Here is a 16037-nt window from a genome sequence, read left to right on the forward strand (position 1 = left end):
CGAAGCGCGCATCACGACGACGATGCGCGCTTCCCGTCCCGGCACTTTGCTTCTACATCATTCAACCGCCACCTTGTGCGGCTTCGTCGCCTTCTCCAATTTGTTGTACTCGAACTCGGGCACCGACTTCAGCGCGTCTTTCGTCGCGCCCGCGAGGAACAGGTTGCCGTCGCGAATCTGGAAATGGTCGACCGGAATCGCGACATAGTGCTTGCCCATGCCGAGAAAGCCGCCCACCGATACCACCGCGTACGTTGCCTTGCGATCCGGCGCGATGATCACGTCATAGATGCTGCCGATCTTGTCGTTCAAGTCGTTGTAGACCGGTTCGTCGACGAGCGCGCGCCGCACGCTCCAGCCCCTGAGCAGCGCGTTGGTCTGTTCGACGGTGCCGCCGAGCGGTTGCAGCCCCGCGACCTGGGCAAGCGCGACCGGCGAAGCGCTGAGCGCCGTGAGCGTGGCCGCGCAGATCATCGCGCTTGTGATTTTTTTCGCTTTCATTGTTGGGCTCCCTGATTGCCTGTCGAAAACACATCTGTAGGTGTCGAAGGCGGTAGCAGGTGGCGTGCCCGGCGCTCGCTTCGGTATGAACGTGCGCGGATGGACTTTGTGAAAACCACCGATAGCTTTACAGCGATCGCCGTTCTGGCGACTACGTGGTTTTTTTCCATGGCATCATCGTTAGCATTGTCGAAAAACATTCAATACGAACCACGGGGCTTGTCATGTCATTGCACACCTGGCTGCTTTTTGCCGCGGCTTATCTGCTCACCACGATTTCACCGGGGCCGAATGTTCTGCTCGTGATTCGCAACTCGGTTCGATATGGAAGCCGCGGCACCGCGGCGACGATCGCCGGTAATCTGCTCGCGCAACTGCTTGTCGTCGTGCTCGTGGCGCTCGGTGTCGGTGCGGCGCTTGCGGCGCTGCCGCCGCTGTTCGTCGCAATGAAGCTAATCGGCGCGGCTTATCTGATGTTTCTCGGCGTCAAGCAATTGCGAGGTGGCAAGCCTGGGGATGCGCGGGCGTCGGTGGCCGCATCGGGCGCTCACGAATGGGATCGGACGAAGGTATTCCGTGAAGCCTTGCTGGTGTCGGGAAGCAATCCAAAGACGCTGATTTTTCTATCGGCGTTTATGCCGCAGTTCATCGCGCATGATCGCGGCTTGCCGGAACAGTTCTTCGTGATGTATCTGACGGTGGCGATCATCGTCGCCATCGTGCATACGATCTATTCGCTCGGCGTGCGCGGCATTCATAATCGGCTCGGCGCAAACCGGTGGCTCGGCGCGATCAAGCGTGGCAGCGGATTGATCTTCGTTGCGCTCGGCATCAAGCTGCTGGCGGCGCGGCAAGCGTAGTGGTAGTGCAATGAGTGGGTGTCGATTGAGTCGACATCCGCTCGCACGCATTGGCTCGGGCTACACTCGCGGTTCACCCAGCATGCCTGCTTAAAAATGAGCCGAATGCAAAGCGTTGTTGACGTGAACGTCCTGTTCCTGAATGAGCGGGGAGAGTGCCTTTTTGTCCAGCGGGCCAACACCGGCTTCAGGGACGGTCAATACGCGCTGGTTGCCGGCCATCTCGAACCGGGCGAATCGATAGAAGAGTGCGCGATCCGCGAATCGAAGGAAGAGGCCGGCGTGACGATTGCACCCGGCACACTCGATTTCAAACTCGTGATGCGACGCGATTCGGATCAGAACCGCATCAGTTTCTTTCTGGCCTGCCATTCGTGGGAAGGCGTGCTTGCCAACATGGAGCCGCACAAGTGCTCGGATTTCGTCTGGGCGAAACCGGACAATCCGCCCACGCCGATCGTCGATTATGTGGAGGCTGCGCTCGCGCATATTCGCGATGGTGTGATGCTGGCCGATTTCAAGCCATAGGTGCTGATTTCTGGGCGAAGCGCTGCGTCGTGAAAGTCACATCGCTTCGCGCATTCGACACCCGCCTGGCCTTCATTGAAATCCGCGTCGATCTTTCTTCCCTACGCCGCAAACGTACTCAAGGCACGAGCCACAACGCGACCGCGTAAATCACGAGCGACACCGCGAACGTCACTGCCGTGTAACCCATCACACGCTGAATCCGGATACCCGCGATCGCGACGATCGGCACGGCCCAGAACGGCTGCAGCATGTTCGACACGTTCTCCGCCATCGCGACGCCCATCGCGGTACGAGGCACCGACGCGTGCAGGCTGATCGCGGCGGGCAGCACGAACGGGCCTTGCACTGCCCAGTGACCGCCGGCGCTCGGCACCAGCAGCGTGATGATCAGCGAACTCAGATAACTCCACAACGGCAGCGTGAGCGGCGACGCAATCGTCACGAACGCCTTCGCGATCATCGACGCGAGACCCGTGCCTTTCATGATGCCCATGATCCCGCCGTACATCGGATATTGCAGCAGCATCGAACCCGTCTGACGCGCGGCGCGACGGATCGAATTCGCGTACGCGATCGGCGTGCGCTGCAACGCGAGGCCGATCAGCAGAAAGATCAGGATCGTGTTGTTGATGTCGAGATCGAAGCCTTCCTTGTGCCATGTCATCGCCAGATACCCGATGCCGAGCGCGAGCAGCAACAGCGTGCCGAGCACAGACCGTTCGAGGCGCGCCGCAAGCGATGACGCATCGCTCGCGCGGGCGTGCGGATCGTCGCTGGGTGCATCGTCTGCGTTCTCGCCGCTTTGACGAAACGCCACTACGTTCTCCGGCTTCGGATGCATCTTGATGAAGATCGCCGTCATCACGACCACGACCAGTACCGTCGGAATGAAAACGAATGGCGCGAAGATCGTCTCGCTGAGTGGCACGACGTGGCCGGTCGCTTTCTCGACGAGATTCAGCGCATTGCCGTGCGATGCCTGCGACAGCGCAATCGAACTGGACAGGCCGCTATTGCAGATCGACCAGGCCGAGTAACTGCCGGCGACGAGCCACGCGAAATCGACATCGACGCGCCGCGCGATTTCTCGCGACAGCAACGCACCGACGATCAGCCCAAGGCCCCAGTTCAACCACGCCGCGACCGCGACGACCGGAAACACGAGCAGAGCGGCGCGCGTCGGCGTGTGGGCGTTGGCCGCGAGCGCGCGCAAGCCGCGCTGCACGATCGGTGCTTCGGCGATTGCATAGCCGGTGCAGAGGATCAGGATCATCTGCAGCGCGAAGCCGAGAATGCCGAACGTGCCGGTGTACCAGGAATCGAGCAGCGTCGGCAGCGTGCCGCTCGGCGCGATCAATAGCGCGAGCACGGCGACGAAGAACGTCAGGCAGATCGACAGCACGAACGGGTCGGGCATGACCTGCTCGAAAACATAAACCAGGCCGCCGACGATGCCGCGCGAAGCGGCAGGCTGGGCAGCGGCGTTAGGGGTGTTGTCTCGTTTCATGGATGTGTGTGACTTTGAGTAGTGCGCGGCCATTTGCAGCGTGGCGCGAACAGGAACGGGGCGGCGGATCCGCTTGCACGGGATAGGCGCGCGTATCGCTGGCACGCTTGCGTTAACGGGCTTTCATGAGCCGGCCTTCATGAACTGGCCTTGATGAGAGGGATCAGCTTCTCGTGAATGCCCGAGCGTGGGCGGGGGCTATCGGGATTTCAACGCAGTGAGTCTCAACCTCGTGCTGTGCGCGGTGAAAGACTTCTGGTCCGTTTTCAATGTTCTTACAATGAACGGTGTTTCGGTAAACGAACGTGTCATTATTCGTCTCGCGTGCGCGGGATGTCAAGAAAAGAGCCCGGCCTGCGCGTTGCGCGGCGCGCTTCATATCGTGCGTCGGCGCTCATATGGCACACTGCGCGCGAGATGAATGCCAATTGAAAGCGACGCATCCGCGTTGGTATCTGGATCAAGCAATTTTCCGAGTGAGGCCTTGAGGCTATGACGACTGTTTATCGCGGGATGGATCGACCGACACTCGATGTCGCCTACAACAACACCAAGGCCATTCCGAACTTTCCGGAAGTCCTGAGCGATTTCCAGGCGCGTAGCGCGAAGCTTTATGAGCGCGTGCCGGGACGCCGCAATTTGCGTTATGGCGAGCGCCCGCGCGAATGCTTCGACTGGCTTTCCTGCGGCAAAGCCGACGCGCCCACGTTTATCTTCATTCACGGCGGCTACTGGCAGAACTGTGTGAAAGAGGATTTCGCGTTCATCGCGGACGGCCCGCTCGCCAGAGGCTTCAATGTCGTGCTGGCCGAATACACGCTCGCGCCGCACGCATCGATGACGCAGATCGTCGGCGAAATCGGCCGTTTGCTCGATCATCTGCAAGCGGATCCTGACGGGTTTGGCATCGCGAGCCGGCCGGTCTGCCTGAGCGGTCATTCAGCGGGTGGCCATCTGACCGCGATGTATCGCGCGCATCCGCTCGTCACGCGTGCGCTTGCGATCAGTGCGCTGGTCGATCTCGAACCGATCAGCCTGTCGTGGCTCAACGACAAGCTGCAACTGAGCAATGAGGAAATCGCCGCGTACAGTCCGATTCATCACGTCGGCGCCGGTGTGCCGACTATCGTCGCGGTTGGGGCTGAGGAATTGTCCGAACTCGTGCGTCAATCGGACGACTATGCGGCGGCGTGCGAGGCGGCGGGGCAGAAGGTCCAGCGATTGCATATGGCCGGCTGCACGCATTTTTCGGTGCTCGACGATCTCGCGCGAGCGGACGGTGTGCTGATGAGCGCGCTGGAACGCAGCGAAACGCAATGAGTGAGACTGGGGCATCCGGCAAATCAACGACCTGACCCGTTGCGGCAATTCAAGCTACCGGCGGTCGACGTGCTGGCCTCGGCTCATCAAGTCATCAGGTCATGTTCGTGTTGCTGCGCGCTGTTCGGGATACCAGCGCGTAAACTTCACCGCCGCGACGAGTGCCACTACCGTCGCGATGACTCCCATCGAATGTGGCACCGCCGGCACGTAAGCCATCACGATATCGGCGAGCACGAGCGCACCGAACGCGATGGCCCACGCGGCACTGATCACATAGTTGATCGCCACGAAGTCCGGGCTGTCCCAATGCTCGCGGCCGACGGTCTCGCGGGCATACTGAAGTGTGAACGGCTTCCGTACGGCGATCGATGCCAGCACGATCAGCATCAGTCCCGCATCGACGCGCAGCCGCACCGCCGCGGTTGACCATTGCACATCGTTCGTGAACGCATAGACCGTAAGTGCACCAAACAGCAGGACCGTGCCGATCTCCAGCAGCTTGACGTGGCGGCCCGGCGTCACCAGATCTCGCACCACAAGAGCGGCGGCCAGGATCGCGCCGGCTGCAAGTCCCGCCGGCACACTGACCAGATGTTCGACCACGACGAACGCGACAAAAGGGGCAAACGCCAGAAGAAGATTCATCTCGAACTCCAGAGTGTCCAGGTCATCCACGCGTCAGTGTGAGTTCACGCGAATGGGCAGGCATGTTCACGTCGTCGAACCTGAATATTTCCAGTGGAAAAGATGTTGATATCGATGCTCCGCCTGGTCAACCAGTCTCCACGGCTATTGGCCTTCCGCAGCGGGATACTGCTCGACGTATTCTTCATCGTGACAGCCGTAGTACGTAACGGTGCGATTGAGAAGGTCGACGTCATAGCGGACGACGCCCGCGCGCCACGAAGCCTCCAGAAATTCCGGAAATGAGCTCTCCCCTGCCTGATCTATCCGCAGCGCTTTCACGAGTGCCTGCTGGTCGAATGGCGGCACGTCGGCGGCGCCCGACACCAGCGGCGTGCCCTGCACGACGACCGGCCCGTCTTCCGTCAGGTACAGACTCTCGCATGCAGGCAGGAACCACACATTTCGCGTTACCCCTGCGCGCCGAAGGGTGTCGGCCAGGAACGGAAAGCCGCCCACTTTCGGTCGACCGGACATCGCACGTTGCTGCGCGGCCTTCAGATTCTCAATCGCCTTGCTCATTGCTACTCTCCTCATTATCGGAACGCTGCGGCCGGAACGCGCGGCAGACGTCGCGTGTCACTCCGCGGGTATGTTGTGCATTTGATGAATATCGGCCAGCTTCTTCAGTAACTTTCGAAGCGTGGCTCGTTCGGTAGCACTCAGCGCACCGAAAAAATGCTCATCGTTGCCGTCGGCAATGGTTGTTAGTTCGGGCAAAGCGCGTTTGCCCTGTCGAGTCGGCGCAAGTAGCTGAACGCGGCTGTCTTCTGGACTCGTCGCGCGGGAAATCCATCCCTTGAGTTGCAATTTGTCCAGCACTTTTGAAATGGCCCCGCGAGTCATGCCCATGGCGTCGGCGAGATTGGCGGGAGTCAAGGCCGTCCCCCTCCCGATCTGATTCAGTGCGACCCACTCGGCGACCGACAGGCCTTGCTCCTGCAGCGCGCGGGCGAACTCGCCGGAAATGTGGTTAGAAACGAGTCTTAACCAGTAGCCCAAATGCGTTTCGAGAACGGGTGCCGGTTGTACCGAAGTCGCATTGTCCACGGGATATTTCCTTGCAAGTAATTTCCATGGAAACCATTATTGTTTCCGTGGAAACTATTGTCAAGGAAATCGGGGGTGTGCCGAGTGTGGTCGACCTTGATGTGATCTTGTCTCTACCTCGCGCCGATTCGAAAGAGCATGCCGGTCCTGCGTTGGCTGAAGCGGGCAAGAATCTGGCGGGCGATGATTGGAACTGCCGACCGGCAGTGTGAGCCCTGAGGCGCGGGTACAGGCGGCCCGTCGACGGCGACGTCCAGCGATGCCGAACTCGGGACGGTCCTGCGGACCGGAGGGCCATCATTCTATGGCTGCGTGTGCGACCTTCGATGTAGCGCATTTGTGCTACATCGGGCCTCGGCCTGGATCAATATAATCCGCCCCATTCCTTCATACGAAACGAACAACTTCGAACGACCGATTGCGCCAGCCGCGTTCGCCCGCGCGCTGACGCCGGTTCTGTCGCAGCCCGGAACGGCGTACCCGGGACGGCGGCGATCGATAAGAGCGGGACAAACCTCGCAGCGCTGACGGACATCAACGATCAACGCGCGCTCGCGAGCGCATCGACCAGACACCCGCCAGGCAACGAACAAGAATTCCTATACGTCTGCGTGCGGCGGCCGTCGTTATTGCGCATACACCTGCCGTGACAACCGCACCCAGCGCACCGGCAGTCTGTTGAAACTGCAGTGCAGTCGCAAAGATAAAAGCCACCAGAAGTCAATCAAGGCCACAACGCAATGAATCACGCATACCGTGTCGTCTGGAATGCCAGTCAGGGGATCTGGCAGGCCGTATCGGAACTGGCTCGTGCCTCGGGGGGCAAGAGCGGCCGTAGCAAGGCCGCGCGCCGGACTCGTGCCATGGTCGTGGCCTTGTTCCCGCTAGGCGTTGCGTTGCCCGCGTGGGCCGCCGGCATCGGCGCGACGGCTCTGCCCACGGGCGGGACCGTCACATCCGGCGCGGCCGGCATCAGCCGCAGCGGTTCGAGCCTGACCGTGAACCAGACGAGCCAGAATGCTTCGCTTGGCTGGCAGAGCTTCAACATCGGCTCGCAGGCGACGGTCAACTTCGTGCAGCCGAACGCGCAGGCGGTGGCGGTGAACCGCATCGGCGGCAGCAACGGCAGCGTGATCCTCGGGCATCTGAACGCGAACGGCCAGGTGTTCCTGATCAACCCGAACGGCGTGCTGTTCGGCAAGGGCGCGCAGGTCAACGTCGGCGGCCTGGTGGCTTCGACGCTCGATGTATCCGACGACAGCATCGGCAGCGGCTCGCTGACGTTCAGCGGCAGCGGCACGGGCAGCGTCATCAATCGCGGGACGATCACGGCGGCACCGGGCGGTTATGTGGCGCTGGTGGGCAATCGCGTGATGAACGTCGGCACGATCGGCGCGCAACTGGGCAGCGTGGCGCTCGCGGGCGGCAGCGCCGTGACGCTGAGCTTCGATTCGAACCGGCTGGTGAACGTGCTGGTCGATCAGAGCACGTTGAACAACCTCGTGAAAAACGGCGAATTGATCGAGGCCGACGGCGGGCACGTGTGGATGACGGCGGGCGCCAAGGACAGCCTGCTTGCGAGCGTGGTGAACAACACGGGGAAGATCAGCGCGCAAACGGTGCAGAACCGGAGCGGCACGATCACGTTGCTCGCGGGGATGGAGGCCGGCACGACGAGCGTGGGCGGCACGCTCGACGCGAGTGCGCCCCATGGCGGCAACGGCGGCGCGATCGAAACGAGCGGTGGCACGGTGCACGTGGCGGATGGCACGAAGGGAACCACGCTGGCGTCGTTGGGCCTGGCCGGAACATGGCTGATCGACCCGAACGATTTCACGGTCGCGGCGAACGGCGGCGACATGAGCGGAGCGGAACTGTCCAGCCTCATCGCGACAAATGGTGGCTTCACGATTGAATCGAGCACGGGCAGGACGGCGGGCAGCGGCAATATCAACGTCGACGACAACGTGAGCTGGTCGGCGAATACGCTGACGCTGACGGCCGCGAACAACGTCAACGTCAATGCGACGATGACGGCGAGTGGCTCCGGCGGGCTCGTCATCAACACGGCGACGGCTAACGGTTCGGATGCGGCCGTGGCTGGCGGCACGCTGAATGTCGGGATGGACGGCAACGGCTTCACGGGCCGAGTGCAGTTTACCGGCACGGATCAGACGCTGATGATCAACGGCAATACGTACACGCTGATCGGCGGCAATTACCTGAACGGGCAGTCGAGCGCGGCCGCGGCGTTGCAGGCCGTGGGGTCGACCGGGTACTACGCGCTGGCGAGCAATGTCGATTTGAGCAGTATTGCGAACTTCACGCCGATCGGGACTTTCATGGGCGTGTTCGACGGGCTCGGAAATACGATCAGCAATCTTACGATCAACAGCGGCGACCCGTACGTCGGCCTGTTCGGTCAGATCGGTCAGAACGGTGAGATTGGCGGCGTCGTACGCAACGTCGGGCTGGTAGGCGGCCGTGTGGCCGGCAGCGCTGGTAACTCATTCGTCGGCGCCCTGGCGGGCTGGAACTACGGCACGATCAGCAATGCCTACGCGACGGAGGCGGTCTCCGATGGGGCGTACATCGGCGGCCTGGCGGGCGTGAACTTCGGCACGATCAGCAACGCCTACGCGACCGGGGTGGTCTCGGGTGGTTCTATCGACGGTGGTCTGGTGGGTTGGAGCATCGGCACGATCAGCAACGCCCACGCGAGCGGGGCAGTCTCGGATGGTTCTGACACCGGTGGTCTGGTCGGCGCGAACGACGGCACGATCAGCAACGCCTACGCGACCGGGGTGGTCTCGGGTGGGGGAGGAGACACCGGTGGTCTGGTGGGCGAGAACGGCGGCACGATCAGCAACGTCTACGCGACGGGGGCGGTCTCGGGTGGGATGAACGTCGGCGGCCTGGCGGGCGAGAACGGCGGCACGATCAGCAATGCCTACGCGACGGGGGCAGTCTCGGCTGGGACGTACAGCGCCGGTGGTCTGGTGGGCAGGAACGACAGCACGATCAGCGACGTCTACGCGACGGGGGCGGTCTCGGAGTCGGGTGGACTCTGGGGCGTCGGCGGCCTGGTGGGCGTGAACTTCGGCACGATCAGCAACGCCTACGCGACCGGGGCGGTCTCGGAGTCGGGGCAGTCCTCCGGCGTCGGCGGCCTGGTGGGCCAGAACTACAGCGGCGGCACGATCAGCAACGCCTACGCGACAGGGGCAGTCTCGGCTGGGGCGAACTTCGCCGGCGGTCTGGTGGGCAACAACGACAGCACGATCAGCAACGCCTACGCGACGGGGGCGGTCTCGGTAGCATCGTATGCACTGGGCGGTGGTCTGGTGGGCGCGAACTACGGCGATGGCACGATCAGTAACGCCTACGCGACGGGGGCGGTCTCGGGGCCTTCGTCTGTCTATGTCGGTGGCCTGGTGGGCGTGAACAACGGCACGATCAACAACGCCTACGCGACGGGGGCGGTCTCGGGTGATTTCTTCTCAACTCTCGGTGGCCTGGTGGGCATGAACAACGGCGGCGGCACGATCAGCAACGCCTACGCGACGGGGGCGGTCTCGGGCGGGTTTGGTTCACTCGTCGGTGGCTTGGTTGGCTCGAACGGCGGCCCGGTCAGCAACAGCTACTGGGACATCACGACCACCGGTCAGAGCAATGGCAGCGGAGACGTCGTGCCGTTGTCTGGCGCGACAGGCCTGACTACCGCGGACCTCGAGGCGGCACTGCCAACCGGCTTTTCCTCATCGATATGGGGCAACGCAAACAACCAGACGACACCGTACCTGCTCGGCCTCGCGGGCAACCAGGTGTTCACCGTCAACGATACGACCGCTACGCTCTACACGGTTATCCAGAACGCCGCGCAACTGCAGGGCATACAGGGCAATCTTGCCGGGTATTACGTGCTCGGCAATGCAATCGACGCAGGCGCAACGAGCGGCTGGAACGGTGGCGCCGGATTTGCACCGCTGGGCAATGGCACCACCTCTTTCACGGGCGTATTTGACGGACTCGGCTTCACGATTGGCAATCTCACGATTAACGACAGCAGTGATCAGTTCGTCGGCCTGTTCGGTGAGATCGGCAGCGGCGGCATCGTACGCAATGTCGGGCTGGCAGGCGGCAGTGTGGCTGGCAGCGCTGCGAACGCAGACATCGGCGGCCTCGCGGGCGAGAACAATGGCTCGATCAGCAACGCCTACATGACGGGGGCGGTCTCGGGGGCTTCGTTTACGGAGGTCGGTGGCCTGGTGGGGGTGAACGGCGGCAGCGGCACGATCAGCAACGCCTACACGGCAGGGGCGGTCTCGGGTGGGATCTCGTCAGATGTCGGCGGCGTGGTGGGCATGAACAACGGCGGCGGCACGATCAGCAACGCCTACGCGACAGGGGCGGTCTCGGGTGGTATCTCGTCAGGGGCCGGCGGTCTGGTGGGCGAGAACAATGGCTCGATCAGCAATGCCTACGCGACGGGGTTGGTCTCGGGCCGGCAGGCTTCATCCGTCGGTGGCCTGGTGGGCTGGAACAACGGCACGATCAGCAACGCCTATGCAACGGGGGCGGCCTCGGGTGTCTCGTCAGATGTCGGCGGCCTGGTGGGCGTGAACAACGGCGCGATTAGCAGCAGCTACTGGGACATCACGAGCACTGGTCAAAACGTCGGAGTTGGCGGCGGAACGTCAGGCGGCACGGGCCTTACCACCACGCAATGGATGACAGACGGCCCGATCGCTACGGGTGCGAGCGGTTGGGACGCGGCCACCTGGGTGCCCGGTTATCCGTATCCGGTGCTGGCATCGCTGCCCTACATCGTGATCACGGCCTCGGGTACGCAAATCTACGGTGCGGCGAGCGCAACAGCCGCCATTTCCAGCATCGCCGACCAGAACGGCAACGACGCGAGCAGCGTTGTCGGCACCGGCAGTCTGATGTGGCTCGGCTTGTCCAGTAATGTCGGCACCGGCAATCTGGGCGGTGCCGGTGCGACAGCGAGTGGGTATCAGATAGCCTATGAAGGGGCGGACGCGATCACGCCGGCACCGCTGACGATCACGGCCAGTAGCGACACCATGACGTATGGCGGTGCCGTGCCGACTGTCACGGCAAGCTACAGCGGGTTCGTGAATGGCGATACGTCAGCGAGCCTGACGACTGCGCCAGGCGTATCGACAACAGCCACTGCATCAAGTTCGGTTGGCAGCTACGCCACGACGGCCAGCGGCGCCATCGACCCGAACTACACGATTACCTATCAGTCCGGCACGGTGGCGATCACCTCGGCGCCGCTGACGATCACGGCCAGTAGCGGCACCATGACGTATGGCAGTGCCGTGCCGACCTTCACGGCGAGCTACAGCGGGTTCGTCAATGGCGATTCGGCAGCGAGTCTGACGACGGCGCCGGGCGTATCGACGGCCGCCACTTCGGCGAGTTCGGTGGGGGCCTACGCCACGACGGCCAGCGGCGCCATCGATCCGAACTACACGATCACCTATCAGTCCGGCTCGCTGACGATCAACCCAGCACCGCTGACGATCACGGCCAGCAGCGGCACCATGACGTACGGCAGCGCTGTGCCAACCATCACCGCGAGCTACAGCGGGTTCGTGAATGGCGATTCGGCAGCGAGCCTGACGACGGCGCCGGGTCTGTCGACAACCGCCACGTCGGCGAGTCCGGTGGGGACCTACGCCACGACGGCCAGCGGCGCTGTCGATCCGAACTACACGATCACCTACCAGTCCGGCTCGCTGACGGTCAATCCGGCGCCGCTGACGATCACGGCCAGTAGCGGCACCATGACGTACGGCAGCGCTGTGCCGACCGTCACGGCGAGCTACAGCGGGTTCGTGAATGGCGATACGGCGGCGAGCCTGACGACGGCGCCGGGCCTATCGACAACAGCCACCTCGGCGAGTTCGGTGGGTAGCTACGCGACGACGGCCAGCGGCGCCATCGATCCGAACTACACGATCACCTACCAGTCGGGCGCGGTGACGGTCACGCCAGCACCGCTGACGATCACGGCCAGCAGCGGCACCTCGACGTATGGCAGTGCCGTGCCGACCTTCACCGCGAGCTACAGCGGCTTCGTCAATGGCGATTCGGCAGCGAGCCTGACGACAGCGCCGGGCGTATCGACAACAGCCACCGCATCAAGCTCGGTGGGCACCTACGCTACGACGGCAAGCGGCGCCCTCGACCCGAACTACACGATCACCTATCAATCCGGCACGCTGACGGTCAACCCGGCACCGCTGACGATCACGGCCGGTAGCGGCACCATGACGTACGGCAGCGCCGTACCGACCTTCACGGCGAGCTACAGCGGCTTCGTCAATGGCGATACCGCAGCGAGCCTGACGACGGCACCGGGCGTATCGACGACAGCCAGCGCATCAAGCTCGGTGGGTAGCTACGCCACCACCGTCAGCGGCGCCATCGATCCGAACTACACGATCACCTATCAGCCCGGCGCGCTGACGGTCACCCCCGCACCGCTGACGATCACCGCCAGCAACGCGAGCACAACCTATAACGGTACCGCCTACAGCGGCGGCAACGGTGTCACGTACAGCGGCTTCGTCAATGGCGACACCGCGTCGAGCCTGAGCGGCTCGCTGGTCTACGGCGGCACGGCGCAGGGCGCGGCGAACGCACGCAGCTACACGCTCACGGCGTCCGGCCTGTCGGACGGCAATTACAGCATCACGTATGTGGGCGGCACGCTGACGATTGCCCCGGCCGTGCTGACCGCGACGCTGACCGGCACGATCAGCAAGACCTACGACGGCACGACGACGGCGGCACTCGGCTCGGGCAACTACGTGCTCAGCGGATTCGTCGGCGGACAGGGCGCAACGGTGACGCAGACCTCGGGGGCGTACAACAGCGCCGACGTGGCAACCGCCGGCACCGTCACGGCAACGCTGGCCGGTGGCGACTTCATGGCCAGCGGCGGCACGAACCTCGCGAACTACGTGCTGCCGACCTCGGCCAGCGGCACGGCGAGCATCACGCCGGCCACGCTGACGGTGACGGGCACGAGCGTGAGCAGCAAGACCTACGACGGCACGACAGCGGCAGCGCTGACCGGCGGCACGCTGTCAGGCGTCATCGGAGCGGATAACGTCACGCTCGCCCAGTCGGGTGCCTTCGCATCGCGTGATGCAGGCACCGGCATCGCGGTCACTGCGTCGGATACGTTAGGCGGAGCTGCCGCGGGCAACTACACGCTGCTGGAACCCACCGCCCTGACCGGCACGATCACCCCCGCCACACTGACCTACACAGCGAACCCGGCGAGCACCCACACCGGCCAGCTTCCCGCGGACCTGGGCGGCACGGTCACCGGCTTCGTCAATGGCGACACACTCGCGAGCGCCACCACCGGGACGCTGGAGTGGACGACCCAGGCCACCGGCAGCAGTCAGCCGGGCCACTACGCGATCGACGGCGCGGGCCTCGTGGCCAACGACGGCAACTACGTCTTCACCGAGGCCGCCGGCAATACCGATGCACTGACGGTCAAGCCGGCCGGTCTGCCCATCGGCGCCGCCAACGCCGTCGCCACGCTCCAGCAGTTCGCCTTGAAGGGCAACGCTGGCGAGGCAGCGGAACAGACGGTGGAGCAGGCGTCCGCGGCGACTGCCACGCCGGACGACAGCCACGCCTTCAGATCGCTGCCCGGCATGCCGGCGGACCTGTTCTCGCCGGCGCTGCAGGTCGTCAGCGGCGGTGTGCGCATGCCGTGACGCCACGGCGCATGGACAGCGACGGCAGCGACTCAAACGACTACAACAACTTCGGCCTTTTAACGTGACCTCATCCGCTTTGCGTTTCCGTCCGCTCGCGCGGGCGTGTCTCGTCATGACTTGCGCACCGCTGTCCGTGCTCGCAGCGCCCGGCGTCCCCAACGCCGGCCAGCTTCTGCAACAGGTCCAGCCTGCCGCCCCCGCTGCGCCGAACACGAACCCGGACCTGACGATCACCGCGCCCGCCGCGACGAGTTCCACCGACACGACCCCGATCCCGGTCAAACGCATCGATCTGACCGGCAACACGGCGTTCGACACCGCGACGCTGCACGGCCTCATCGCCGACGGCGAGGGCAAGACGCTGACGCTCGCCGAACTCGACGCGCTCGCCCACCGCATCGCCGACTACTACCACGCGCACGGCTATCCGCTGGTACGCGCCTACCTGCCACCGCAGCAGATCGACGACGGTACGGTGCGCATCGCGATCCTCGAGGCGCGTTATGGCCAGGTCCGCGTCGAGAACCGCGGCCGCGTGAGTTCGCGGCTGGTCGACGCGACCCTCGCGCCGCTCGCCGCGGGCGCGCCGGTCGCCCAGGCGCCGCTCGACCGCAGTCTGCTGCTGCTCGGCGATATCCCGGGCGCGAACGCGCACGCGACACTTGGACCGGGCGCGGCACCCGGCACCTCGGACCTGAGCGTCGCGCTCGAACCCACGCCGCCGTTCGCGGGCCAGGTGCAGGTGGACAACGAGGGCGACCGCTACACGGGCCGCGTGCGCGGCAGCGCGGACCTCGCGCTCACGAACCTGCTGCACCAGGGCGACGTGCTTTCGCTCGACGCGCTGACAACCGGCCCCGGCATGACTTGGGGCCAGCTGGGCTGGAGCATGGTGCTCAATGGTCTCGGCACCCAGGCGGGCGCGTCGTGGTCGGCGCTGCGCTACCGTCTCGGCGATACGTTCGAGGCGCTCGACGCCCACGGCACGGCGCACGTGGCGAGCGCGTGGCTCACCCAGCCGTTGATCCGCGGCCAGACGCTGAACCTGAGCGGGCGGCTCGAGTTCGACCATCGCCAGCTCGACGACGACATCGAGGCGTCGTCGCTGCACGACGATCGCCATCTGAACAGCGTCACGGCGAGCCTGAGCGCCGACCGCAACGACACGTGGCTGGGCGGCGGCGTGACGCGCGCGACGCTCGGTGTAACCCAGGGCACGCTGGCCTTCGACAATGCGCCGGCACAGTCCGCCGATGCAGCGACGGCCGGCACACAGGGCAGCTATACGCTGTTCAATGCGGGCATCAACCGCCTGCAGCGGCTGACCGATGCGACGCGTCTGTATGTCGCGTTCAGCTACCAGCACGCGAACCGCAACGTGGACACGTCCGAGCAGTGGCTACTCGGTGGACCGGGCACGGTGCGCGGCTATCCGGTGAGCACGCTGGGTGGCGCGTCGGGGTTCCTCGCGACGGCGGAGCTGCGTCACGATTTCGTGTTGCCGGTGGTGGGCAAGGTGCAGGGCGAGGCGTTCGTCGACAGCGGTGAAGTCACGATCAATCAGGACCCGTGGCAGCCCGGCGTGAACCACGCGCATCTGACGGGCGCGGGCGTGGGGCTCGACTGGAGCGGCCCGCGCGGGATCGTGGCGAAGCTGCAGGTGGCGGTGCCGGTGGGCGCAACACCCGAACTGGCCGGACCGCGCCCGTCGATACAGGTGTGGGCGCAGATCGCGATGGGGTTCTGAGCGAAGAGATGGTGAAGCGGATCGGAGCGCCAACGCCGCGCTCCATCGTCAATTAATAC

The 16037-nt window shown here is 64.1% G+C and carries 11 protein-coding genes; 6 read left to right on the forward strand and 5 right to left on the reverse strand.

Annotation, left to right across the window (positions count from 1 at the left end; all coding sequences use genetic code 11):
* Positions 1–57: 57 nt before the first annotated feature.
* Positions 58–501, reverse strand: coding sequence for a PRC-barrel domain-containing protein (locus L0U82_RS20900; protein WP_233834103.1), 444 nt, complete (start codon positions 499–501; stop codon positions 58–60).
* 224 nt (positions 502–725) lie between these two features.
* Between L0U82_RS20900 and L0U82_RS20905 the strand changes: the two genes are divergently transcribed.
* On the forward strand, positions 726–1361 hold the full coding sequence (locus L0U82_RS20905) for a LysE family translocator (protein WP_233834105.1): 636 nt from the start codon (positions 726–728) through the stop codon (positions 1359–1361).
* Positions 1362–1466: 105 nt separating this feature from the next.
* Positions 1467–1889 (forward strand): NUDIX hydrolase, encoded by a 423-nt coding sequence (locus L0U82_RS20910; RefSeq protein WP_233834107.1) that lies wholly within the window; start codon positions 1467–1469, stop codon positions 1887–1889.
* A gap of 118 nt (positions 1890–2007) precedes the next feature.
* Here the strand turns inward: L0U82_RS20910 and L0U82_RS20915 are convergent, their stop codons facing one another.
* Positions 2008–3399 carry a TIGR00366 family protein gene (locus L0U82_RS20915; protein WP_233834109.1) on the reverse strand — a complete coding sequence of 464 codons (1392 nt, stop codon included), beginning with the start codon at positions 3397–3399 and terminating at the stop codon, positions 2008–2010.
* 492 nt (positions 3400–3891) lie between these two features.
* Here L0U82_RS20915 and L0U82_RS20920 point away from each other — a divergent pair, with 492 nt between their 5' ends.
* Complete coding sequence (locus L0U82_RS20920) at positions 3892–4719, forward strand: alpha/beta hydrolase (RefSeq protein WP_233834110.1); 828 nt, start codon at positions 3892–3894, stop codon at positions 4717–4719.
* A gap of 99 nt (positions 4720–4818) precedes the next feature.
* On the opposite strand, the gene L0U82_RS20925 is transcribed toward L0U82_RS20920, so the two are convergent.
* The 3 genes from L0U82_RS20925 to L0U82_RS20935 form a co-directional block, all read right to left on the reverse strand.
* Positions 4819–5397 carry a hypothetical protein gene (locus L0U82_RS20925; RefSeq protein ID WP_233834112.1) on the reverse strand — a complete coding sequence of 193 codons (579 nt, stop codon included), beginning with the start codon at positions 5395–5397 and terminating at the stop codon, positions 4819–4821.
* A 114-nt stretch (positions 5398–5511) separates the two neighbouring features.
* Positions 5512–5928, reverse strand: a complete 417-nt coding sequence (locus L0U82_RS20930; protein WP_233834114.1) for a DUF1398 domain-containing protein — start codon at positions 5926–5928, stop codon at positions 5512–5514.
* Between the two features lie 57 nt (positions 5929–5985).
* Positions 5986–6456, reverse strand: a complete 471-nt coding sequence (locus L0U82_RS20935) for a MarR family winged helix-turn-helix transcriptional regulator (RefSeq protein WP_233834116.1) — start codon at positions 6454–6456, stop codon at positions 5986–5988.
* Positions 6457–6482: 26 nt separating this feature from the next.
* Here L0U82_RS20935 and L0U82_RS20940 point away from each other — a divergent pair, with 26 nt between their 5' ends.
* The 3 genes from L0U82_RS20940 to L0U82_RS20950 all read left to right on the forward strand — a co-directional run bounded on the left by L0U82_RS20940 (position 6483) and on the right by L0U82_RS20950 (position 15978).
* Positions 6483–6668, forward strand: coding sequence for a hypothetical protein (locus tag L0U82_RS20940; RefSeq protein ID WP_233834118.1), 186 nt, complete (start codon positions 6483–6485; stop codon positions 6666–6668).
* A 528-nt stretch (positions 6669–7196) separates the two neighbouring features.
* A complete protein-coding gene (locus tag L0U82_RS20945; RefSeq protein ID WP_233834120.1) occupies positions 7197–14228 on the forward strand; it encodes an MBG domain-containing protein in 7032 nt (2343 codons plus the stop codon).
* 115 nt (positions 14229–14343) lie between these two features.
* The gene (locus L0U82_RS20950) at positions 14344–15978 is read left to right on the forward strand and encodes a ShlB/FhaC/HecB family hemolysin secretion/activation protein (RefSeq protein ID WP_233834122.1); all 1635 of its coding nucleotides are present in this window, start codon (positions 14344–14346) and stop codon (positions 15976–15978) included.
* Positions 15979–16037: the final 59 nt, after the last annotated feature.

The organism is Paraburkholderia sp. ZP32-5, assembly GCF_021390495.1.
Taxonomy (GTDB): Bacteria; Pseudomonadota; Gammaproteobacteria; order Burkholderiales; family Burkholderiaceae; genus Paraburkholderia.

Bases quoted from the DNA above. Each gene is read 5' to 3' on its own strand.
- L0U82_RS20950 (WP_233834122.1), top strand. From the start codon at position 14,344: ATGACTTGCGCACCGCTGTCCGTGCTCGCAGCGCCCGGCGTCCCCAAC.
- L0U82_RS20905 (WP_233834105.1), top strand. From the start codon at position 726: ATGTCATTGCACACCTGGCTGCTTTTTGCCGCGGCTTATCTGCTCACC.
- L0U82_RS20900 (WP_233834103.1), bottom strand. From the start codon at position 501: ATGAAAGCGAAAAAAATCACAAGCGCGATGATCTGCGCGGCCACGCTC.
- L0U82_RS20910 (WP_233834107.1), top strand. From the start codon at position 1,467: ATGCAAAGCGTTGTTGACGTGAACGTCCTGTTCCTGAATGAGCGGGGA.
- L0U82_RS20945 (WP_233834120.1), top strand. From the start codon at position 7,197: ATGAATCACGCATACCGTGTCGTCTGGAATGCCAGTCAGGGGATCTGG.
- L0U82_RS20915 (WP_233834109.1), bottom strand. From the start codon at position 3,399: ATGAAACGAGACAACACCCCTAACGCCGCTGCCCAGCCTGCCGCTTCG.
- L0U82_RS20930 (WP_233834114.1), bottom strand. From the start codon at position 5,928: ATGAGCAAGGCGATTGAGAATCTGAAGGCCGCGCAGCAACGTGCGATG.
- L0U82_RS20940 (WP_233834118.1), top strand. From the start codon at position 6,483: ATGGAAACCATTATTGTTTCCGTGGAAACTATTGTCAAGGAAATCGGG.
- L0U82_RS20920 (WP_233834110.1), top strand. From the start codon at position 3,892: ATGACGACTGTTTATCGCGGGATGGATCGACCGACACTCGATGTCGCC.